General features: G+C 42.2%; 26 protein-coding genes. 9 read left to right on the forward strand and 17 right to left on the reverse strand.

Annotation, left to right across the window (positions count from 1 at the left end; genetic code table 11):
* Position 1 precedes the first annotated feature (1 nt).
* Positions 2 to 790, reverse strand: coding sequence for a 5'/3'-nucleotidase SurE (gene surE, locus CRO17_RS10825; RefSeq protein ID WP_097042126.1), 789 nt, complete (start codon positions 788 to 790; stop codon positions 2 to 4).
* Complete coding sequence (locus CRO17_RS10830) at positions 787 to 1134, reverse strand: hypothetical protein (RefSeq protein ID WP_097042128.1); 348 nt, start codon at positions 1132 to 1134, stop codon at positions 787 to 789. The genes surE and CRO17_RS10830 overlap by 4 nt, the downstream gene beginning before the upstream one ends.
* 536 nt (positions 1135 to 1670) lie before the next feature.
* Here CRO17_RS10830 and CRO17_RS10835 point away from each other — a divergent pair.
* A complete protein-coding gene (locus CRO17_RS10835) occupies positions 1671 to 1871 on the forward strand; it encodes a cold-shock protein (protein WP_097042129.1) in 201 nt (66 codons plus the stop codon).
* 356 nt (positions 1872 to 2227) lie between these two features.
* Positions 2228 to 2401 (forward strand): hypothetical protein, encoded by a 174-nt coding sequence (locus tag CRO17_RS17520; protein WP_179636975.1) that lies wholly within the window; start codon positions 2228 to 2230, stop codon positions 2399 to 2401.
* A gap of 31 nt (positions 2402 to 2432) precedes the next feature.
* On the opposite strand, the gene CRO17_RS17525 is transcribed toward CRO17_RS17520, so the two are convergent.
* The gene (locus CRO17_RS17525; RefSeq protein ID WP_179636977.1) at positions 2433 to 2603 is read right to left on the reverse strand and encodes a hypothetical protein; all 171 of its coding nucleotides are present in this window, start codon (positions 2601 to 2603) and stop codon (positions 2433 to 2435) included.
* A gap of 72 nt (positions 2604 to 2675) precedes the next feature.
* On the opposite strand from CRO17_RS17525, the gene CRO17_RS17530 reads away from it, so the two are divergent.
* Positions 2676 to 2822 (forward strand): hypothetical protein, encoded by a 147-nt coding sequence (locus CRO17_RS17530; RefSeq protein WP_179636979.1) that lies wholly within the window; start codon positions 2676 to 2678, stop codon positions 2820 to 2822.
* A gap of 12 nt (positions 2823 to 2834) precedes the next feature.
* On the opposite strand, the gene CRO17_RS10840 is transcribed toward CRO17_RS17530, so the two are convergent.
* The 4 genes from CRO17_RS10840 to solA form a co-directional block, all read right to left on the reverse strand.
* Positions 2835 to 3038 (reverse strand): hypothetical protein, encoded by a 204-nt coding sequence (locus tag CRO17_RS10840; protein WP_097042131.1) that lies wholly within the window; start codon positions 3036 to 3038, stop codon positions 2835 to 2837.
* Positions 3039 to 3163: 125 nt separating this feature from the next.
* Positions 3164 to 4660 carry a murein hydrolase activator EnvC family protein gene (locus tag CRO17_RS10845; RefSeq protein WP_097042133.1) on the reverse strand — a complete coding sequence of 499 codons (1497 nt, stop codon included), beginning with the start codon at positions 4658 to 4660 and terminating at the stop codon, positions 3164 to 3166.
* A 212-nt stretch (positions 4661 to 4872) separates the two neighbouring features.
* Complete coding sequence (locus CRO17_RS17535) at positions 4873 to 5043, reverse strand: hypothetical protein (protein ID WP_179636981.1); 171 nt, start codon at positions 5041 to 5043, stop codon at positions 4873 to 4875.
* Positions 5044 to 5144: 101 nt separating this feature from the next.
* A complete protein-coding gene (gene solA / locus CRO17_RS10850) occupies positions 5145 to 6266 on the reverse strand; it encodes an N-methyl-L-tryptophan oxidase (RefSeq protein ID WP_097042135.1) in 1122 nt (373 codons plus the stop codon).
* 183 nt (positions 6267 to 6449) lie between these two features.
* Here solA and CRO17_RS17540 point away from each other — a divergent pair, with 183 nt between their 5' ends.
* From CRO17_RS17540 to CRO17_RS10860, 3 genes are all read left to right on the forward strand, one after another.
* A complete protein-coding gene (locus CRO17_RS17540) occupies positions 6450 to 6590 on the forward strand; it encodes a hypothetical protein (protein WP_179636983.1) in 141 nt (46 codons plus the stop codon).
* Between the two features lie 108 nt (positions 6591 to 6698).
* Positions 6699 to 6983, forward strand: coding sequence for a hypothetical protein (locus CRO17_RS10855; RefSeq protein WP_097042138.1), 285 nt, complete (start codon positions 6699 to 6701; stop codon positions 6981 to 6983).
* A 100-nt stretch (positions 6984 to 7083) separates the two neighbouring features.
* A complete protein-coding gene (locus CRO17_RS10860) occupies positions 7084 to 7485 on the forward strand; it encodes a hypothetical protein (protein ID WP_097042139.1) in 402 nt (133 codons plus the stop codon).
* Positions 7486 to 7518: 33 nt separating this feature from the next.
* Here CRO17_RS10860 and CRO17_RS10865 read toward each other — a convergent pair whose 3' ends face one another.
* The gene (locus tag CRO17_RS10865) at positions 7519 to 8172 is read right to left on the reverse strand and encodes a reverse transcriptase-like protein (RefSeq protein WP_097042141.1); all 654 of its coding nucleotides are present in this window, start codon (positions 8170 to 8172) and stop codon (positions 7519 to 7521) included.
* A 158-nt stretch (positions 8173 to 8330) separates the two neighbouring features.
* On the opposite strand from CRO17_RS10865, the gene guaC reads away from it, so the two are divergent.
* Together guaC and CRO17_RS10875 are read left to right on the forward strand one after the other, a co-directional pair.
* Positions 8331 to 9314, forward strand: coding sequence for a GMP reductase (guaC, locus tag CRO17_RS10870; RefSeq protein WP_097042143.1), 984 nt, complete (start codon positions 8331 to 8333; stop codon positions 9312 to 9314).
* 121 nt (positions 9315 to 9435) lie between these two features.
* Positions 9436 to 9753 (forward strand): antibiotic biosynthesis monooxygenase, encoded by a 318-nt coding sequence (locus CRO17_RS10875; protein WP_097042145.1) that lies wholly within the window; start codon positions 9436 to 9438, stop codon positions 9751 to 9753.
* A gap of 35 nt (positions 9754 to 9788) precedes the next feature.
* Here the strand turns inward: CRO17_RS10875 and lacZ are convergent, their stop codons facing one another.
* The 6 genes from lacZ to CRO17_RS10905 all read right to left on the reverse strand — a co-directional run bounded on the left by lacZ (position 9789) and on the right by CRO17_RS10905 (position 19494).
* Positions 9789 to 12830, reverse strand: coding sequence for a beta-galactosidase, LacZ type (gene lacZ / locus CRO17_RS10880; protein ID WP_097042146.1), 3042 nt, complete (start codon positions 12828 to 12830; stop codon positions 9789 to 9791).
* Between the two features lie 25 nt (positions 12831 to 12855).
* Positions 12856 to 13680 (reverse strand): carbohydrate ABC transporter permease, encoded by an 825-nt coding sequence (locus CRO17_RS10885; protein ID WP_097042148.1) that lies wholly within the window; start codon positions 13678 to 13680, stop codon positions 12856 to 12858.
* Complete coding sequence (locus CRO17_RS10890) at positions 13677 to 14573, reverse strand: carbohydrate ABC transporter permease (RefSeq protein ID WP_245864784.1); 897 nt, start codon at positions 14571 to 14573, stop codon at positions 13677 to 13679. Before CRO17_RS10890 ends, CRO17_RS10885 begins: the two co-directional genes overlap by 4 nt.
* A 108-nt stretch (positions 14574 to 14681) precedes the next feature.
* Entirely contained in the window at positions 14682 to 15956 is a 1275-nt protein-coding gene (locus CRO17_RS10895; protein ID WP_097042150.1) for an ABC transporter substrate-binding protein, read from the reverse strand.
* Positions 15957 to 16224: 268 nt separating this feature from the next.
* Complete coding sequence (locus tag CRO17_RS10900; RefSeq protein ID WP_097042152.1) at positions 16225 to 18003, reverse strand: sensor histidine kinase; 1779 nt, start codon at positions 18001 to 18003, stop codon at positions 16225 to 16227.
* Positions 18004 to 18015: 12 nt separating this feature from the next.
* Entirely contained in the window at positions 18016 to 19494 is a 1479-nt protein-coding gene (locus CRO17_RS10905) for a response regulator transcription factor (RefSeq protein WP_097042154.1), read from the reverse strand.
* A 180-nt stretch (positions 19495 to 19674) separates the two neighbouring features.
* On the opposite strand from CRO17_RS10905, the gene CRO17_RS17545 reads away from it, so the two are divergent.
* The gene (locus tag CRO17_RS17545) at positions 19675 to 19833 is read left to right on the forward strand and encodes a hypothetical protein (RefSeq protein WP_179636985.1); all 159 of its coding nucleotides are present in this window, start codon (positions 19675 to 19677) and stop codon (positions 19831 to 19833) included.
* 119 nt (positions 19834 to 19952) lie between these two features.
* Here the strand turns inward: CRO17_RS17545 and CRO17_RS10910 are convergent, their stop codons facing one another.
* The 3 genes from CRO17_RS10910 to CRO17_RS10920 form a co-directional block, all read right to left on the reverse strand.
* Positions 19953 to 20819, reverse strand: coding sequence for an SDR family oxidoreductase (locus CRO17_RS10910; protein WP_097042156.1), 867 nt, complete (start codon positions 20817 to 20819; stop codon positions 19953 to 19955).
* Between the two features lie 166 nt (positions 20820 to 20985).
* On the reverse strand, positions 20986 to 21414 hold the full coding sequence (locus CRO17_RS10915) for an NUDIX hydrolase (protein ID WP_097042158.1): 429 nt from the start codon (positions 21412 to 21414) through the stop codon (positions 20986 to 20988).
* A gap of 143 nt (positions 21415 to 21557) precedes the next feature.
* Positions 21558 to 22073, reverse strand: a complete 516-nt coding sequence (locus tag CRO17_RS10920) for a DUF402 domain-containing protein (protein WP_097042160.1) — start codon at positions 22071 to 22073, stop codon at positions 21558 to 21560.
* Positions 22074 to 22107: the final 34 nt, after the last annotated feature.

Consider the following 22107-nt stretch of genomic DNA (forward strand, 5'->3'; position numbering starts at 1 on the left):
TTTATTCAGAGGTATTTGTTTCCATTGTTTTAAACCAGCGTTCCACTTGTTCCTGTTTTCGTCGGTAATGATTGCGCAATTCTATTGGAGAAACGGTTATGTATCCTTCTTTTAGTAGCAGATAATCACTCGTCGGATGGAAAGCAGCAAGCTCTTGCAGCTGATCCCTCACACAGTAATATACTTCTCCATGCGGATCACGCAGACCGACAAAACGATAACGCGATACATGCATATCCGTTGGAATAACTTGGATTCCCTTGAATTCCCGCTTGTCGACATTCGGCAAATTCACACTCAGCAGACCGATTGATTTTGACTTATGCTGCAGCAGCACCTCGGCGACCTGATAGAACAGTGTCTTCACCTTCGAATAGTTCACATGGTTTTGGGAACTGCTATTCAAACTGACAGAAGCAGCCGGAATGTTGTACAGAGAGGCTTCTATTGCCGTTGCTACTGCGCCGGAATAATAAATGTCCCGCCCTATAGCAGGACCGAGATTGATGCCAGAAAAAATAAAATCCAGCTCGTCCTGGATAAGAACTTCTACTGCTAATTTCACACAATCTGCGGAAGTTCCATTGAGACACCATGCACCTGCAACGCCCGGAAAGTGATACATCTCTTTGACACGAATTGGCTGACGTGGTGTAACGGGATGACTGCGACTGCTGCTCGCTTGATCCGGACAAACAACATACACCTCACCAAAATGCTGAAGCGTCTCAATCATCGCTTCCACGCCCGGCGAAAAAATGCCGTCGTCATTAGTAACAAGTATTTTCATATCACATGCTCCTTTGCCTGAAAATGCTGGCGAATGAAGGAAAGATTCTGCTCCCAAGAAGCAGATGTCGTATCCATTCCCTCGACAACAGTTTGCAGATCCTGTTTAAGTCGGACGCTGCGATCGAAACTTGTACTATTCAAATCCCAGCTCGGAGCGTGCATGGTAAAGTGCATTCCCGCCTGTTCTGTTGTTTTACGAATGACAAGCGGATCACTGTCATGAAAGAACACATGCGGTGCCCAAATCTCTATACCTGGCAGTTGATCACTAGCAGCCTGCCGGACAACTTGTTCTGCAGGCTCATGCCAACGCAAGGTTGAAGAAAAATATATATTCTCCAAAACACTATCTCCCCTCATTTGTTCTTATATTGTTAACTGTACAAGCCGAATATGAAGCTGGTGTTTAAAATATTGTGAAGATATGTTTAATTAATGTAAAAATAAAAAAATTGAGTAACGGCACTAATCCCCTGCCAGTGCAATCATTCACTAATAGATGCAGGCTCATTACGTAAATAATTTACATGGTATTTACAAAACAGATTGTTTCGTATAGCAATAAGGCACGACACAATGGACGCTCTCATGTAAGGGGAAAGGTTAATGCTTCGAAAACGCTGTCACAGGTAATTCAAAAATTTTTCAGTTGTGCAGCATTCAAGAACTTAAAATATGGCGTTACCTCATGTGATAGGCAGAGAAACAACAAAACATGTATATTTCCACGTTTTTTCACGTTCGGATAAGCAATAAATTCTATTTTTTATGGAAACCATGAGAATTTAAGTTTAAAACAGCTTTATTGTGTTAATATAGGAAATAGGCTAGATTCAAATATAGTCTAGTGAAGTTTTTAGATTCTAGGAGGCAATATAATGGAACAAGGTACAGTGAAATGGTTTAACGCAGACAAAGGTTTCGGTTTTATCGAAGTTGAAGGTGGAGACGATGTATTCGTACATTTCAGCTCTATTCAAGGCGAAGGCTTCAAAACATTGGATGAAGGCCAAAAAGTAACGTTTGAAGTTGAACAAGGTCAGCGCGGACCACAAGCAGCAAACGTTCAAAAAGTATAATAAACCCTAATAAAATATCTTTATTTTGGTTTGGGACTGCCCCTGTCTTAGAGAGAGGAGCAGGAACACTTACAAACAGCCAATTGCCGCGGTACTTTATCGGCAGTTGGCTGTTTGTTTGACTGGAAATATTCCGCTCCTTCGCCAAGATGCTCTGTATTTTAGACTATCAAGAAAAAAACACATCCCATTTCTCTGCAGCATTCGCTTTCCCCGTCAACATTGACTGAAAAGAGACACTTTTCACAGTTTTACCACAAAATCTTAATTGAATATTCATCTGTGTTCCTATACATGGCTGTACCGCTATGAGAAAATAACAATAGAAAAAATAAACAGGTGAGGAAGTGTGTTCGATGTTCTATAAAATTGTACGGGAAGCGCACGGAACAAAAACCTACCTAAAACATTCCAATACATCTTCAGATATGCTGTTTCGCAGTGAAGCGGATGCAGCTGATTTGATGGAGAAGCTTAATACCCACACGAAAAGCAATGTCGTTTGGTCGGTTCAGCCTTGCATAGATTAAAAGCCATATCCCGTTAAGGATATGGCTTTTATTATGGTTCCGTTATTTGCTTCTCTGTAATTAAACACGCAAGCAGAGGTTCAATTAATTTTTTCTCTTCCCCTTTTAGATGCTTCTCCAGGAAAGGCTCCTCGCTGTCTAGCAGCTTTAACAAAGCAGCTGCAGCCTTGCCATGACTGGTTGGTGTTACATGTTCTAACACATCCAGTATTTGCTATATACTGCAGCAGGCAGAAGCTGCTGCGCTCTTTTCAGTGCTAGCAAGGCACGTGTCGTGCGTGATGATGCAGCAGCATTCGTGCTAGCGGCTCTGTTACTTGCTGAAGCATTGCAGCACCCCATGCCGCATTACCTCTTAAAGCCGCTTTTCAGTACTGAAACAGAAACCACGTCAAGTCAATTACTTGTTCTCCATACATGACATCCGTCATTGTCAATGTTTGCGTTTCTTTAAATTGTTGGAGTCGATTTTCGGATCATAAAGGACAAGAAACTGATTAGTATGTTTAAATGTCTCCTCCGTCACAGTAAACAAGTCTACAGTCAGCAAATTATCATACACAACAATTAATTGAGGCGCGATAATAAACAACTCTTTGCTATAAAGAACTTCACGGTAAGCAGCGAGTAAGGACATTTTTTTCTAGAACTGCTTGTAATGCCTCAATGCCTCGCTGCATCTTCTCCCCCTTTGTTTATATTCCTATTACCTTGCATAAAAAAGAAGAACGCCAACCCTCAAATAGAGTGTTGGCGTTTCTGTTAGTTAAGGTATGAACGCGGATTAACCGCATTTGATTTGGAAGCATTCCAAGGACCTGTATGCAATTCGAAATGGAGGTGCTGTCCATGTGACATACCAGTGTTCCCCATTGTGCCGATTTGCTGCCCTTGTGACACGCGCTGCCCTGTGCTCACGTGCATTGACGTTAAGTGGGCATACACAGTCGTATACGTTTTGCCATTTATCGAGTGGGTCACGAAAATCACATTTCCATAGCTAGATGACTGATACGCTCGGATAACCTTGCCGGATGCAGCTGCCCAAATGGGAACTCCTGCACCACGCTTGGCAATATCGATGCCGTAATGATAACCGCCGGCTCTTGGACCGAAACCAGATGAGATGTAACCTGGTGCTGGCGTAATAAAATTAGCACTGGAGGCTGGAGCCTTAGACACTTGGTGCTTTTCTTGCGCAGGTGCAGGGCTTGCCTTTTGTTTAGGCTGTGCTGCTGGCTGGGAGTAAGATTTCTTCTCCACTTCCTGCTTCGGTTCTGTTTCAGCAGATGCAGATGGTGCAGCAGATGCTGCAGTCTTCTCTTCTGCCGTTTCTTGTTCCGCTGCTTTTTGTTCGGACTCCGCTTGCGCTGCTGCCTCTTTTTCTTCTTTTTCGGCTTTCGCTATACGCGCTGCTTCTTCCTGCTTCGCTTGTTCAGCACGCTGGCGTTCTGCTTCCTTACGTGCTTCTTCTTCTGCCTTTTGTTTATCGCGATATGCAGCTTCTTCCGCAATTGCTTCTTCTTGAGCAGCCAATAAATCTGCTTCTTCTGTCAGGCTGAATAACTCCTCAGACGTCACATCATATTCCTTCATGACATCTTCAATAAGCTTGTCCTTCTCATGTTGCTGATCAGTCAGTGTTTGTTTTGTTTCTTTCAGTACGGCAGCTTGCTGTTCGACACGTTCCAGTTTGGTTTGGCGCTCTGTCTTTTTCGATTCAACGTCATCCAAGTCACGCTGTTGGGCATTCATTAGTTCCTGATCTGCACCCATGATTGTGCTCACGGCATCTACACGATTAAGGAAATCAGAAAAGCTCTTTGATTCCATAATGACATCTAAATAGCTGACTTGTCCGCCATTTTTCTGCAAGGAATGAATACGGTCCTTCAGCAAACTATGACGCTCTTCAATTCTCTTTTCTAAGTCTGCAATCTCTGTCTTTAATGATTGGATATCTGATTCCAAATCAGCAACCTCAGATTCAGTCTCTGTTAGTTTTATATTTGTTTTTTCTATTTTACTATCAATCTCTTTTAAATCGACGCGCAATTTCTCAGCAGCAGCTTGCAGGTCGTCCTGCTTCTCTGTCTTTTTTGACTGCTCCTCTTTTATAGCTTCTTTCTTCCGCTCGACTTCTTCCTTCTTCTCATCTAAATCTTCATAGGCATATGCAGCGTTTCCAGATACCGGCAAAACTAATGCAGCTGTTCCGATCACTGCAGCCAAGCCAATATGTAGCCATTTTCTTTTCAAGTTGTTTCCCCCTGTGAATCTATTGTATAGGCGTCAGCATTCCTAGTTCGATTAGTCTGCGATGATTAGAATAGAAATAAAGTAATCTCCGGAAACAGTATACTACACGACAGTCTGACAAAACATTACAATAATATTTCATTTTTCATATACTGGAGAATTATCTCTGTTTTTTTGTAGAAAAATAAAACATGCACGACAGCGCGCATGTTTTATAAGGCAAATAATACAATATAGGACACCATATAAATAAATGCTAAAACGATTGCTAAGATTGTAAAAGGTATTCGCATTTGCTTGCTCTTAACAGCGCCCAACACTAAGAGTCCGACTGTGAGCAAAACAAACGCAGAAATGACTATTAAACGTACTACTGGTGGCATGAAACGCATCTCCTTACTAATGATCTGCATTTATTATACCATGACAGCGTGACACAATTTTTCTATTTATGACCATTCTGTCACAAAAGTCCTTCATTTCTCTATTGAAATCTTTTATTCCGAAATGAGCTTACGTCTAATGTTGTCTCTTTTTCCATTGCCATCTCACTCAGAACCTCGCCAATTGCACTGGCGAATTTGAAACCATGACCGGAAAAGCCAAGTGCATATAGGATTTGCGGATATTCTGGATGATAGTCTATGAGAAAATCTTCATCCGGCGTCATGCTGTACATACATGTTTTTCCTTCTCGCAAGTTGAATGAACCGCCTCCAATAAATTGCGTCAAGAAACGAAGCAGTTCCTCTGTATCTCCTTCATGGTAAGGAGCACCTTTATCATCTGGATGTATTGGTGTGCCGGTATCATGGCGTCCTATCTTTAACCCTGTATGATTGATGTCCGGAAAACCATAATAAGTACCCAATTCTGTATCAAAGCTGAAGCATGGGAAATTGCCTTCCCGAAAGTGTTTATCTGCATGCAGCCAAGCAAATGTCTTCCTAGTCACCTGAATCGGAAGTTTTAATCCAAGCTGTGCTAACAGCTCGCCTCCCCATGCGCCCGCTGTTACGATCAGTTTCTTCCCTCGGTATGTATGTTCCTTGGTTTTGACTTCCACCAAACTGTCTTTTATTTGGATGGTTTCCACGCGTTGTCCGCCCGCCACGACAGCTCCATGAGAAGCAGCCAACTGTGCATACCCTTTTAGAATTTGGTCTGCCAGCAAATAGCCAGCGTCCTGTTCATAACAACCAATATAATCAGACGGAACAGTCAGGCCTGACCAGCGTTTTTTCATTTCGGCAGCAGTAAGCTGCTCGACTTGCAGATTATAAGCTTTTCCGCTTTTTAGAACGTTTTGAATGAAAGGACTTGTTTCCGGTCCGCTGTTTAATACGCCAGTCTCTGCAAAAACATTTTTGCTTATTTGCTGTTCCAGCTCTTTCCACAATTCTTTTGCCCGAAGAGCCAGCGGTACATAAGCTTCTCCCTCGCCATAAGCATACCGGATAATTCTCGTTTCACCATGATGGCTTCCATGTACATGCGGCGGGTGATGTGAATCCAGTAAAAGCACATGCAGTCCTTTTTTCGCAAGCTGGTAGCCCGCACTCATCCCCATCGTTCCAGCTCCAAGAACAATAACATCGTACAACATCTTCGTTCACCTCATTTTTTCATTAACAGAAGTGTATCGAACAACATGGAGTCAGACAAGCTTTTCCAATTAAATATGACTTCATTTTACCTAGTATAATAGATGCGATTATTAGCTATTCTAATGAAGGTGTTCACAAACTAAGATAGGAAATGAAACCTAACGGGCAGGAGGTAAACCAAGTTGAATCGACAAATGGACCAAGCGATAAAATTCATTGATAAAACCCTGAATGAAGGACTTTTTGATCCGCTGGCAAGGCAAGAGATGCTTCGAATGAAGCAGCAGCTGGAGCGAGCATCAAAACAGGGAAAAAGTCCTTAAAAAGGCTTGCTTATGCTGATTATGACCTTCCTGACTTTGGTTGAATATACAGAAACTATGCCTTATAGTTGTTTTTGCCATTATTAAATCTTAGTCAGGAGCGATCTTATGGAACATCAAGAACAAGTAACCCGGGCAAATAATAATCAGCTCGGTATTATGGATTGGGTTTGGACGCTGTTATTACTTGTACTTCCGGTAGTAAATATCGTAATGCTGATCATCTGGGCAGTTGATCGAATGAATCCCAGAAGGAATTTTGCCATTGCTTATTTCATCATCATGGGCGTTGGATTTGTGCTGGGTATACTCCTTGCAATTGTATTTACAATCATAGGTATCTCCTTAATCCCGGATACAGATCCAACATATTCAACCACTTATACGTATTGATAATTTGTCAGAATGTTAACAATTCTACCTCTAGCCTTCTAAAATCTCCGAAAATATCATATGATAGAGGTTGCAGACAATAATAGAGGAGTTTTTCGTCGTGACTGTACTTACAAAAACTGAAAGTCTGGATAAAGTTCTTGCTGAGATGAACATGCGTTCCAAGAAAAAGCGCGCTCGCAAGAAATTCATCAAGCAGGCTATGCAGCAGCTCGAAACTGAAAAGGATACAGCTGCAGTGAAAGCTGAAGCACCGCTTGCAGAAACAAAAACAGCAACAGCATATGCTTATCATAAGCTCCCTGTTGGATTCATGATTAAGACAGGTAAACAGCACTTCCCAGAAGAAGCTGTCTTCCGTTTCTATTATAATCAGAACCATCCGGAGGAGTATAAAAATAAAGATTTGCTGACAGAACGTTTCCAGACACTAGTGGAAGCAGCATCTGGTTCAACCAAAACTAGTTTGATCGAAGCGCTCGATCAACAGACTTCCAAATAAAAATGACCGCCCGGCCAATTATGTGCCAGGCGGTCATTTTTGTATGGTACTGTCGATTTCGATCTTTTTCAGCGCCTGACTCGCTAGCTGGTCTGCTTCCTTGTTCTGCTTCCGATCCACATGTGTGTACAGAACCGTAAGCCCGAATTCCTTTATCAAGTCATCTGTTTTATCTGCCCAATACTGCAGTTCTTTTTCATAAACCGGCCACTCTCCAGACATTTGCATCATGACAGTACGAGAATCAGCGAATACTTCTATCTCTTGATTTTTTACACCGAGCTCCCCTAAGATATCGATTGCAAAATACAAGGCTGCAAATTCTGCTTCGTTATTAGAAGCTAGCTGTTCCACTTCTCGATTGCGCCGCAGACGAAATTCCTTCTGGTTTTGTTCGTAATGCACAACACAGCCGAGCCCCGACCGTCCGGTATGCTTCTCAAAACCGCCATCAGCAAACAGACGAACATGATGCGGTTCTGTCTCCAGTTCCTTCATATAGGCACGTAATTCTTTTAACGTCCATTCTGTTTCATACTGATCGAGTATTTCCGTTTGTACTACTCTGCTATTTTGCTGCATGTCTTCCATTAACAGCATTACAGCTCCAGCCGGCATAAAATCTGAATGAAATGCTGCTTCCGTACCTTTTGGTGTGCAATAAGTGATATTCATCCGAAGTTTCATCTCGTATCCCTCCTTCTATAGCTTACCCTATTTGACGGTTTTTTTTATTTTTCTAGGTAAAAACCTTTGCTTTGTTTTCTGAATTATTGTATAGTACCAAAGGGCGAACGAAATAAATAGTTTAACCAAAAATAATTCGTCTTTAGAGGGGTATAAACATGGAAAATGTATTTGATTACGAAGATATTCAGTTAATTCCTGCAAAATGCGTAGTGGAGAGCCGTTCAGAATGCGACACAGCGGTCACACTAGGAAACCATACATTCCGTCTGCCGGTCGTACCAGCTAACATGCAGACGATCATTGATGAAACAATCGCCACTTACTTGGCTGAAAATAATTATTTTTATGTGATGCATCGCTTTGAGCCAGAGACTCGAATTGCATTTATCCAGCAAATGCAGGAGCAAAATTTGATTGCTTCTATAAGTGTCGGCGTAAAAGAAGACGAATACGGCTTTATTGAGGACCTGGCCAGCAAGAAATTGGTTCCAGAATATATTACAATTGATATCGCACACGGTCATTCAAATGCCGTTATCCGCATGATTCAGCATATTAAAAAGCATTTGCCTGAAAGCTTCGTTATTGCCGGAAACGTTGGTACACCAGAAGCAGTCAGAGAACTTGAAAATGCTGGTGCCGATGCTACAAAGGTAGGAATTGGACCAGGTAAAGTATGTATTACGAAAATCAAGACCGGCTTCGGTACTGGCGGCTGGCAACTGGCTGCGTTGCGCTGGTGTGCCAAAGCAGCTAGCAAACCAATCATCGCGGACGGCGGCATCCGCACACACGGTGATATCGCAAAATCCATCCGTTTCGGCGCTTCCATGGTCATGATTGGATCTTTATTCGCTGGCCACGAAGAATCTCCTGGCGATACAGTTGAAAAAGATGGCAAGCTGTACAAAGAATATTTCGGCTCTGCGTCCGAATTCCAAAAAGGCGAGAAACGCAATGTTGAAGGCAAGAAAATGTTCGTTGAGCATAAAGGCGCGCTTCAAGATACACTGACAGAGATGGAACAAGATTTGCAGTCCTCCATTTCTTATGCTGGCGGAAACAAACTAGAAGCAATTCGCAACGTTGATTATGTTGTTGTGAAAAACAGCATCTTTAACGGAGATAAAGTTTATTAATGATATGGGAGCTGGCATATACAGCTCCTTTTTCTTTTATCAATGATAATCATTCTCATTGACTGCCTTCTTTTTTTCTGATACCGTTAAAGAAGAATCAGTTCAATGAGGAGGCAATCCTATGTTTGTCAATCAAGTCATTTTTGAAGGCGACATTGCGAATGAAGATAAAATTATCAATAAAGTAAAACATACAATGGAAGAGCTGACAGATGTCAGCGGTTTACACACAGCTGAATGCTGGAATAAAGATACAAAGAAAAGGGATACTGTTGCTTATGCAATTGTGACGAAATGGGATAAAAAGCAAGATTTTGTCGCTTGGATCTCTCGGGAATCTCATGTTGCTGAACATCGCGCCATGCGCAAAGAGAAGAAAGATCAAGCTCCGGTTATGACCAAAACATTATTGCAATACGAAGAAGCCATCTTTGCATAAAATAATCCCCTTTGCCTTAGCAAAGGGGATTTTCTTTACGCTCTATTTATGGTAAATACAAATGACTGTTCTTCTGCAGCTGCTAATCTATGCTCTGGATGTACTGGTGCACCCCAGCTGTCGTCTCCCCCAACACCCATCTGCTTTCCAGCAACCGTTAAGACTGTGTAATGAACCGGCGGCAGTTCATAAGCATGATTTGCTTGCTCAATTTCTAAAGCCGTATAGGGCGACGCATTGCATGTAATAGGCGCATCTGCCGCTTGCAGCTGTATACCGCTGCCTTGTTCGTTCGTCAGTGTCAGCCAGCGGACCCCTGTTCTCGTGCCGGACTCCTGCGGTCTTGCATATGCTGTTCCGTTTGTTACCACAGTATTTTGGAAACGGCATAATCTTGCACCGCGACTGCGGTCTTCGTAGTTCTCTTCTGGTCCTTTGGCAAACCATTCCAGATTGCTGTAATCAGCACTTGTTTTGAGAGAAAGAGCGAATGTTGGCAAATCCGGCAAGTTTGCTGCCCCATGGTACACTGCTTTCACACGAACTTTTCCATCGGGGAACACAGAATAAATAGTTTGTACGGTTACTTTCTCCGCAATAGCAAACGTATAAGTGAATGTAACATCTACTTGCTTTTCATCCGCATGTAACGCTACATCTGTGCATTTTCTCGCTATACTGGCCGCCAGCCACACGCCCGCTGTATAACTTTGCTGATAACCATTGTCATTATCTGTACTAGCACGCCAGAATGTTGGATAAGGAGGTATCTCTATCATTTCTTTTCCATCGTAACGAAGTGAAGTAAGACTTCCGGCCGTTTTGGAAAATTGGACAGCGAAATCACGGCCATGCACCCCGATGTTCACATCTCCTTCGACAACACGAAGTATTCCAGAAGCTTTCGGTGCAGCGAGTTGCTTTTCCCAAACGTATTGTCCAAATGCGACTTCAAATCCTGCCTCGGCCCATGCGGTAGACGCAGCTAATTGCATGCTCGCATCGATTGTAAAGACACCTGCTTCAGCTAATAGGCTCTGCGGGATAGTAATGCTATATGCCGCTTCCTCTCCGGCCGGAACTTGCTGCTGGACGGACTCTTCGTATACTACGATACCATCTCTTCGCAGTGTCCAGACTAATTGATAAGCTGATGTATCTACGAATAGATTTTCGTTTCGTACCTTAATCTCTTTATCTGTTACATCTAACTTGATGTTTTGATACAAATATTTTACTTCCTGCATTTTTGGCGAAAGTTTACGATCGGCAAAAACGAGACCATCGGTACAGAATATATAATCGGTCGGACGATCATGAAAATCGCCCCCGTAAGCAAGGAATTCCTTTCCAAAACGATCTTTTTTCACTAATGCTTGGTCGATATAATCCCAGATGAACCCGCCTTGATACATCGGATACTTATTTTCCAATTCAGTATATTTGTCCATCCCGCCTAATGAATTGTTCATCGCATGCATGTACTCGCAAAGGATAAAAGGTTTTTCTGGATCATTTTCCAAATACGTGATAATATTAGCAGCTTTTGCATACATGCGGCTTTCCATGTCACTTGCTTCATCATATTCCCTGGCATGGAACACACCTTCATAATGAACCAGACGGCTTGGATCCTTTTGGCGGAAATAGTTCGCTACCTGTACAATAACTTCGCCGGCGTATGATTCATTGCCGCATGACCAAATCAAGATAGAAGGATGGTTTTTGTCTCGTTCCAGCATTGAAATGGCCCGGTCCATCACAATGTCTTGCCATTCCGGTAAATTTCCCGGGATGTTCCAAGACGGCTCTACCTCACCGAGCTTCTGCCATGACCCATGTGTTTCCAAGTTCATTTCATCAATCACATACAAACCGTACATATCACACAACTCATACCAGCGGGTTTGGTTTGGATAATGAGATGTGCGGACGGCATTGATATTGTGCTGCTTCATCGTTTTAATATCCCACAGCATATCCGCTTCCGAGACAACCCGCCCCGTACGAGCGTTAAACTCATGCCGATTGACACCTTTGAATACAACGCGCTCTCCGTTCAAGCACATTACTTTATCAATCATTTCAAAACGACGGAAGCCAACTTGCTGCGGAACAACTTCCACAAGCTGACCCTCTTCGTTGTAAATTTGCAGATACAGTGAATACAAATAGGGATCTTCTGCGCTCCATAAATTCGGTTTGTCGATATCAAAAGGTACAACTGCTGTTTGTTCGCTGAATAACCCTTCTGCTTCCTGCACCAATCTGCCATTTTTATCGTGAAGGCTGCCCGTTATTTTAGCAGCCGCTGGCAATGCTTCTTGAAACTGCATTGCTGCTTTCAAGGAACCTTTCGAATATGTGTCATCCAATCTCGCTTGCACTGCCAAATCAAACACATGTATTTCTGGTGTGGTATAAAGATAGACATCACGGAAAATACCTGAGAAACGCCAGAAATCCTGATCCTCCAGCCAGCTGCCTGTACTGCGCTGGTACACTTCTACCGCTAATTTATTGTCACCTGGCTGCAAATAATCGGTCAAATCAAATGCTGCTGGCGTAAAGGAATCCTCACTATACCCAACAAAGTGACCGTTCAGCCACACATAAAACGCAGATTCTACTCCTTGGAAGGAGATGAACAACGGCATATCTTCCATATGCTTTGGTACTGTAAATTGTGTCACATAACTGCCGACTGGATTATCCTCCATCGGCACCTCTGGCGGCCGAATATCATGTACCCCATCCCAAGGATACATTGTATTTACATATTGCGGCGTTCCGTGCCCTTCCAGCTGGATATGCGCAGGTACTGTAATGGAATCCCAGCTGCTGCAATCAAATCCTTGTTCATAAAAGATAGCCGGTCGTGCTGCAGGGTTCTTCGCATAATGAAACTTCCATTGGCCATTCAAACTGTGCCGCCACGGCATCTCTCCGCGCAATTCCGCCTGCTCCATTGTTTCATAATACAAGTGATCCGAATGTGCAGCTGCACGATTGACTGCAAAAACACTCGTATCACTTAGCCAATCCAAACTTGGTGTCACCTTTGTATTGTTCGTCATAAAATTCTCCTCCCCTTTGTATCCATTACTTCACAGAGCCCATCATTCCTGCTACGAAATGCTTTTGCATAAAGAAGAAAATAATCGCTGTCGGCAGCGTCGCGATTACGATTGCCATCATAATCATCCCGTAATCTGGCGAGTAGCTGGAACCTAGCGTTGAGATAAGCAACGGAATGGTCTGTTTTTCTGGCGACTGCAGCACAACTAGCGGCCAGAGATAGTTATTCCAGCTTGCCATAAACGTAATGATGGCAGCAGCTGCATATGTTGTCTTCATGGTTGGTACGTAGATACGGAAGAAGATGCCAAGCTCCTTCAACCCATCCATACGACCCGCTTCCAATATTTCTTTCGGAAACATTTTGGTGCTTTGCCGGAAAAAGAAGATTAGAAAGGCTGTTGTGATGGTCGGAAGAACAACAGCAGAAAGTGTATCAATTCCAATGAACGGCAGCATAGGTGTGATAGAACCAAACATCCGGAATAATGGCACCATCAATGCAGCAAATGGAATCATCATCGATAATAGTAATATATTAAACACAACGTCTTTCGCTCTGCTTCGATAGATTTCAAATCCATACCCTGCTAAGGAAGCGATTAGTAAACTCAGCACAGTCGTTCCTACTGCTATAAGAGCCGAATTTGATAACGCCGGTACAAGGTCGACTGTCTGCAAAAGGTTCTTAAAGTTCTCGATAAAATGCCCGCCCGGCAGCAGTTTGCCTCTTGTAACATCTGCTGAGGTGTTGGTCATACTAACGACCATCCAATAAAACGGAAAGATAGAAATGATCGCACAAATGCTTAGAAACAAGTAGCCAATTACTTTATTCGGTCGTTTCATTTTTTATCACCTGCCGCTTTAAATTGGATGATCGAGAAGATGACAATTAAGAAGACAATGCCGTAAGATACAGTCGCAGCATAGCCAAAGTCAGGGGTGTACTTGAATGATAGATTATAGATGTATTGAGAGATGGTCATGGTTGCATTTCCTGGACCGCCCGCTGTAATATTCATAACTTCGTCAAATAGCTGCAAAGTTCCGATTGTAGATGTAATGGAGGTGAACAAAATAATCGGTTTCAGCATCGGAATGGTAATTTTAAAGAACTGCTGTACAGCAGAAGCACCGTCAATCTTAGCAGCTTCATAAATAGATCGATCCACGTTTTGCAGCGCCGATAGATAGAAAATCATATTGTATCCGGTCCATCTCCATGTAATAGCCAGGATGATTGTGATTTTTGCCCAAAATGGATCTGTCAGCCACTGAATTGGCTCAGCGACCAGATTAATCTTAAGCAGCATCATGTTAACGATGCCATCTGGTGCGAATAAGTACTTGAATACAACGGAGTATGCAACAAGTGACGTGACACACGGCAAAAAGATTGCAGTTCGGAAAAACCCTTTCCATTTGAGCGTCTTGTTATTGAGTACAACAGACAAAAATAATGCCAATAAAATCATCACCGGTACTTGGATGATTAGATAAATTACTGTGTTTTTCACAGTGGTAAGAAACACAGGATCCTGGAATAGACGCACATAATTTTCAAATCCGACAAAAGACAGATGTACACCAGTTCCTGACTGAAAAGACAGAATTAATGCTTGCACCATCGGGTAGAAGTAGAAAATTCCAATAAGCAGGGAAGCTATGCAGACAAATGACCAGCCAACAAGCGTATTTTTCAGCCGTAAAGACCGCGCTGGGCGTGGTGCTGGTTTTATAGCAACTTCTTCTGGACCAAGGTTCTTTGGTATATTCACAATAAGGGCTCCTTTCTAAAAAAGCCCCGGGAAGCAGCATAATTGTTTGCAGCATCCCAGAGCCATTGATTACTTCGCTTGCTGTTCTGCCAGCGATTGTGCATTATCCATAACAGTATCCAAATTTTCGCCATCCAGATACTTCTGAATTTCGTTTGCAAGGATGTCTTCAATGACGTACGTGTGCAAACCATAGTTCACCTGTGGAATTTCTTCCGTCCATGACGCAAAGTCAGATAGAATTTTCTGGCCGCCGAAGAACTCATCTTCTGCTTGATATGCATCTCCTTCAAGTGCTGGCTGGTAAGTTCCTACACCGCCAATCTCCTCAACGAATTGCTGATGAAATTTGCCTTCTGCTCCGAATGTTTTACCTAGGAATTCGGCTGCTTTTTCTTTACCAGGGATATTTAACACATACCAAGAGCTTCCGCCTAGGTTAGATGCATTGACAGATTCCATACCAGGCAGTTTCGGGAATGGAGCTACTGCCCATTTACCAGATTGTGATGCTTCTGCTTTAATGGATGGTGTAATCCAGTTACCGCTCGGCACCATGGAAATATCTCCGTTATTGATGGATGCGATGAACTGACTCCAATCAGCATGCGGTTTTACTAAGTCTGCATCTATCATTTCCTTATACAAACGGAAAGCTTCTTTCAGCGCTTCGTTATTGGCGATATTTGGTGTTACACCATCTTCCTCCAAATACCATGCACCACTTGTCTGAATCATCATGCGCAGCAGCCCAAGATCTTTTGGATCCTGTGTGATCATTTGTTTGCCTGTTGCCTCTTTCACAGCTTTACCGATTTCAATTACTTGCTCCCAGTCAGCATTCTGCAGATCTTCACTGCTGTACCCAGCTTCTTCTAAATAATCAGTTCGTACATACAAACCAGCTACACCGGAGTCAAAAGGTACACCGTATTGCTTACCTTCGAAGCTTGTCGGCGGTATTTTATATTTAGCAAATTCTTCTGTATTGATTGCATCATCTACCGCATAAAACATATCCGGGTAGGATCGTAAGAAACTTTGTGCACGATAATCTTCAATCAGCACAATGTTTGGCATCCCTTTCGTCGTACCAGAGCTAAGACTCGTGTTCAGCTTCTGAATAATGTCATCTTGGGCATTTTCAATGATTTCAATGTTCAGCTCACTGTTTTCTTCTTTATATGCTTCTTTGGCAAGCTCCATCGCTTTTACATTGAAGTTCGGATCCCAGGCCCAAACTTTTATATCGTTTGTGTCGGCATCCGCTTCTGAATTGGAGCCTGAAGAACAAGCAGACAGAACGAGCATACTAATAAATAAAAGTACTAAAAACTTCTTCATTATATAACCCTCCTCTTTTTGTAAGCGCTATCTTTATGTTCTTATCGTAGCATGCGCACTTCCTTCTCTGTTAGGAAATTCTTTATCCATAGTAGGAGTAAATCACTCCATTGTTAGCGCTTACATTGTATGGATTAGGATTATATTTTGTTTTTTGCACTTTATTTTGATTTGATTTGCTGTTTTTCCTGGTTGCTTTCACAACCGATTAACAAGCACCATTAAGCTGGCGAACAAGCTCAATTATGCCCTTTTCTGAAAAGCATACTTATATGACATTTTCCTCATCTGGCTCCGTATGAATTGCCGGCAGCCGCAGCTTTACGGTCGTCCCTTCTCCTGCTTTACTAGCTATCGTCACACCGTAGTCGGTACCATACAGCAGCTGAATCCGCTCATGCACATTCTTTACCCCTATACCTGAAAACAACTGTCTATTTCGGTTTGTATTGGGAAGCTCTTTGCCATCCGCTGCCATGCCATCGCCGTTATCTGCAATTTCACAGAGCAGCTCATCTGCTTCCTTCCATACAAGTACAGATATTGTTCCTGCTGCTGTTTTATGAAACGCATGGAAAAATGAGTTCTCAATAAAAGGCTGAAGAATTAGTTTTGGTATCTGACATTGCATACAATCCGGCGCAACCATGAACTGCACCTGAATTTTGTTTCCATACCGTTTCTGATTGATAAGTACATAGTTTTTTAAATTGGCTAATTCCAATTCTACCGTAATGGACTCGTCCACATTTCCAATTGTATTATGCAACAACGTAATAAAAGCATCAATCGTTTTCTCCGCTTCTGTACGCTCTCCCATCATTACTAAAAACTTAATGGAAGCCATCGTGTTATATAGAAAATGCGGATTGATTTGCTGCTGTAAAGCCGCCAGCTCAGCCTGACGCTGCTGCTTTTGGGCTTTAAGAAGTTTCTCCACATGCCCTTGCAGTTCATCCATCATACTGTTGAAAGCCAAGCCGATTTGTTTTGTTTCATACGTGCCTGTATAATCCAGCCGCCGCTTCAGCCCTTTCTTAGGTACTGCCTCGATGTCATTAACGAGCTTGGAAAGAGAATTGGTTAGCCGCTTGGTAACAAGGAATACAATCACCAGCGCAAGCACAACGACGCCTGCCAGCAAAAAGATAATCTGCTTGGTATCAATTAAGTTACCGACTGCCGCCTGCTTATCCACCATGTTCACAAGATACATATTAAAATATGGCAAATACTCTGCTACCATTATTTTACTTGTGTCTTCCTTGTTTATTTCCTGGAACAACTCGCCATCCATTACCATCGTTTCTGCTTGTTGATGAAGCTCGGGGAGCGATGTACCAATTGTATTGGTTATACTGCTCGAAACGACTTTCCCCTCTTGATTCAACACATAAAAATCGTTCCCTGCTTTAACATAATCTTGGTAAAAAGAACGCAGCTGCTCTTCTTTAATTGGAAAATATACAGCACCATATGCTTGATCTGTTTCGCGATTCATCAATGTCTTGGCAGCAACGACGTAATCATCCGCATTACCTTGCGAAGCCTGGAAATAAAGTAATTTATTCGGCTCAGCCGTGACTGATTGTGTAATGTGGTGTGCACGCATGTCAATAGATGCAGCAGGCCAATATGTAAAGTTTGTTGTATAAACAATCTCCGTTTGATCAGCAATGGCAATCTCAACATTCTGATCTCCAAGCTGCTCCCGCAAATTATCTATTTGCCGCATCACAAGAAATAGCCTGAGTATCCGTTCGTTATCAGGTTGCTCATCTGTTAATAGATATGTTTCAATGGTATTGCTTTGACTGATGTCTGTGGCAGCCATGACAATGCTATAATTCAACTCCTCAAAATCATTCTGAATCTGATTAATAATTTGGGAGTTTGTAATACTGAACTTTTCAACAAAAAATTGCTCTGCCATCCGGATTGTTGCAAGTGTTACCGTCACAGCCACTAGCATAATTAGGGAAACCGTTATGAAAAACAACTTCATAAACAACCCGTTAGGATGAAGCCGATCCTTAATGAATCTCATCTCTTCACCTCCTCAAGGCGTTATCCTTTTCCGCCGGTATTGCGAAGGAGAATAGCCTGTTTGCTTTTTAAAAACACGGCAAAAGTAACTGTGATCAGAAAACCCAACCTGCTCACTAACCTTGGAAATTGGAATATCATTCTGTCTGAGCAACACGATAGCCGCCTCGATCCGGATCCGATTAAGGTATTCACTGAATCCCTCTTTGCTGTGCGTAGAAAAGTAATTGGACAAATAAGACGGACTAAAATGGAAATGCTGTGCAATGTCCGTAAGTGATAAGGACTCATGATAATGCGCTTTAATATAATCTGTCAGCTTACGCATATGCCCCTGCTCTTCTTCTTCCTTTTTCACAATCCCCTCAGCATCTATGAGGAATGACGTGACGATTTCGTTTGCAGTATACACATCTGCCGCTCGGCTGATCTGTTGAAAGTACAGATATTTCTTTGCTTGCATTACTTCTATTTGATACTTCAAATTACCAAGCAGAACCAGCAGATTGAACAGAATATTATTAAGAAATGCTTTGTATTCATCCACATCCTGCTGATAATCAAGTGCCATTCGTTCCAGATGCTCTTCTAAATAAGAAAAAGCTTCTCGGAAGTTCTCCATTTTGCAAGCATCTATAAAATAATCCAGTTGAAACAGACGCCTTTCGCGAGGGGGCGGCGGGAGCGTTTCATCGGATAGAAAAGAACTATCGGGAAAGAAAAACCGATATCCTTCTATTTTTTCTAATTCCTTTTGCTTGCCCTTCAGTTCGGAAAGATGAAGAAAAGAATTTGTACTGCACACGGTACCTGTTTTCAATAATCCTGAAAAACTGTCTTTAACGAGTGTTTTCTTGCCATTCCACAAATAAAGATGATAATTTGCAGATGATAACAGCGTCGTAAGAGATCCGTCCTTCCCTTCGATAGCACCAAAAACCGACGCAGCATCTTGGTCAGCTTTATATCTGTAACTGATTACTTGAAAGAAATTACCCGGAAAATTTGCAGCCGTTTCGTTTTCTATGTTGATTTCTTTTCCTTCATATAATTTTCGCAGTTTTTCATTTAGTGTCTGTTCATGCGCTTCATTATTGTTCAGATTCACATCATCTAATTTACCTGCTGCTTGACGCAACGCTTTAAGCAAACTTTCTGCATTCAGTTTAGGCTTTAGAATATAATCGACAACCCCGTTTTGAAAAGCATTTCGAACATAATCAAATTCACTAAAACTGCTTAAAACAATTAAACCGATATGCGAGTATTGCTTCTTCACAGCTCTGGTTAATGCTTCGCCGTCCATGATTGGCATGACCACGTCAGTAACCACAATATGCGGCCGCAATTTTTCAATCAGCTCTAAAGCTTCTTGTCCGTTCGACGCTTCCCCTACAATTGAAAAGCCTTCTTTCTCCCAATCTATATAATACTTAATCCCCTGCCGGATAAGAATCTCATCATCTACAATTAATATTTTGCATAATTCCATAAGTGTATGACACCCCTTTATCCAGTCATCATTTCTTCACTCGGAAAGCGCTTTCTTCAATAGTGTTATCGTTTCTTTCATTTGTCAAGATACAGAAAAATCTACCTATACTTATTTACAAATATTGTTAGTGATTATGCTATGATAAAACTAACAATATGACGTAAGGGGAGATGCAGTTTGACGCCTCGTGAAAGAAGAAGACAGCGAAAAAAGGCAGAAAAGCCAAGTTACAAATGGGATATTATTGATGTACTGCTCTGGGTTCCGGAGCTGCCCATTCGCTTTGTTCTTTGGATTGGGCGCAGTATTGTGCGTATCTTCCATATGTGGACTTAGGAGCTGATTACTAATGAATCTTAAAATCATCCCTGGATGCCTAAGCTACTCCAGAAAAGTGAAAAATGAATGCATAAAAAAAGCACCAGCTGGCATTAGCTGGTACTTTCTCACCTTCATCAGGAAGACGTATATTGTCCGCCGTTAATGTGAATTGTTTGACCTGTCATATAGGAGCTTTCATCTGAAGCCAGCATCACATATGCCCATGCATGCTCAGACGGCTGTCCAGGACGGCCCATTAAATTACTTTGACCGAAGTTCTCCACATTATCGGCTGGAACAGATGCGGGAATAAGCGGTGTCCATACAGGTCCCGGTGCCACAGAATTAGCACGAATGCCTTTACCCGCTAAACTTTGCGCAATACTTCTGATCCAAGCCGTAATTGCACCCTTCGTAGCTGAATAGTCCATGAAGATGGCATTGCCTTGGAAAGCATTGATAGAAGACGTTGCAATAATAGAGTCACCTTCGCTCATATGCTTCACACTAGCTTTTGTCAAGTAGAATAGCGGGAAGAAGTTTGTGCGGAATACTTCCTCGAATTGCGCACTTGAAATCTCAAGAACATCATCGACTACATACTGAATAGCCGCATTACTTACAAGGATATTCAGCTTGCCGAATTCCTTCACTGTCTTTTCTACCAAGTTGACACAATGCTCTTCATCTTTAATATCTCCAGGAAGCAGCAAGCATTTCCGCCCTTCTGCTTCGACTAATCGTCTTGTTTCTTCCGCATCATCTTGCTCGTCCAAGTAAGAAATAGCAACATCAGCACCTTCTTTTGCATAGGTGATAGCAACAGCACGTCCGATACCAGAATCGCCTCCGGTAATCAGCGCCACCTTATCCTGCAGTTTGCTAGATCCTTTATATTCTTTCGGCTGATGCGGCAGCGGCTCCATTCTGGATTCAATACCAGGCTGACGTTCCTGCTCTTGCTTTGGTGTCCCATTTGTTTGCATGTTCTTCGGTTCCATGATTATCTCTCCTTTGCTGAGTTATCTCATGGATACTCTTTCCACGTTTGGATGAGAGTGAAACAAATGAATAATCTATGAGTTGAAGTCAGCATGAAGAGCAGGATTTTAACATATCATCTTGCTGGTAAAATAAAGTACCGTTATTTATTGACTGCCGCTCTTCTCACTTACCCTGCAGCAGCACTAGTTCCGCCTGTCTTATATTTTCCTTTAAATAGCCTGGTGAATGCTGATTCTCAAGAACTTCCTGCGCACTCATCCACATCACAGCAGCAACTTCCTCCTCGCTCTTGGCATAAGGTTCACCTGATATATGTTCGCAAAGAAATACAATATCAATCACATGTGTTCCTTTATCCGTAACAAAGGACGAACTGTTCACATAAGTAAGATCATTAACCTTTATGCCGACTTCTTCATAAATCTCCCGCTTTAATGTCCGCTCTAATATATCAGATGACATGCCTTCTTGATCACATTTCCCTCCAACCATGGAAATAGCACCAGCAGCATGCTCCTCTTTTTCACTTCTTTTGATTAATAGCCATTTTCCGTTCCGGTGAATGGCTCCTTCGACATTGACTATAAACACTGATACTCACTCCTCCTATTTGTCATAATATCTAGCTTTCTATCGACAAAGTTTGTAATTATTTTCCCTTTATAACATAAAGGTATATACGTCCTCACCACAACGCTAAAGAAAGCGCAACTATATCAATGGAGACAGCTCATTCACAGAAACAGTTTATTATCAGACAAGTAATCCAATCCACTTCCATCAAAAGGAAACGAAGCTGTGTTGATCCTCTTCCGCAATAGCTCCAATGACTTTAAAGCATAGCTCTTCAGGTCAGGAGGATAGCTATATTTCACAGCATTTGATTCGAATTCATCTTTGTCGATAACTTGCCAATTCTCATTTCTCTTCTTAATTAAATCTAGATCCAGATCAATATAACGGAGTTCATCTCCTTCAAATACGGAAGGCGTAGCAATATTGCAATAATAAGATAGTATTTCCCCTGCTCCTACCTCCATCGCGACAGTAAATCCTTCCTTAAAAAAGAAGTATTCCAGCGACGTGACGTCTATCGTAAATGTAATGCCCTTCGTATGGTGTTTCAGCTCTCTCCCTTTTTCACAAAGCACCATAGCGTAATCTGGCTTTTTTTGAAGCAATTGTCCTTTCCATTCATAGTGAGGTATATTTGGATATTTATAAGATTTTAAATGGATGATTTCCTTCATCTTACCTCTCCTCTTTGCGCGGCAAAAGACTTCG

This window comes from Terribacillus aidingensis (assembly GCF_900215625.1).
GTDB lineage: Bacteria > Bacillota > Bacilli > Bacillales > Amphibacillaceae > Terribacillus > Terribacillus aidingensis.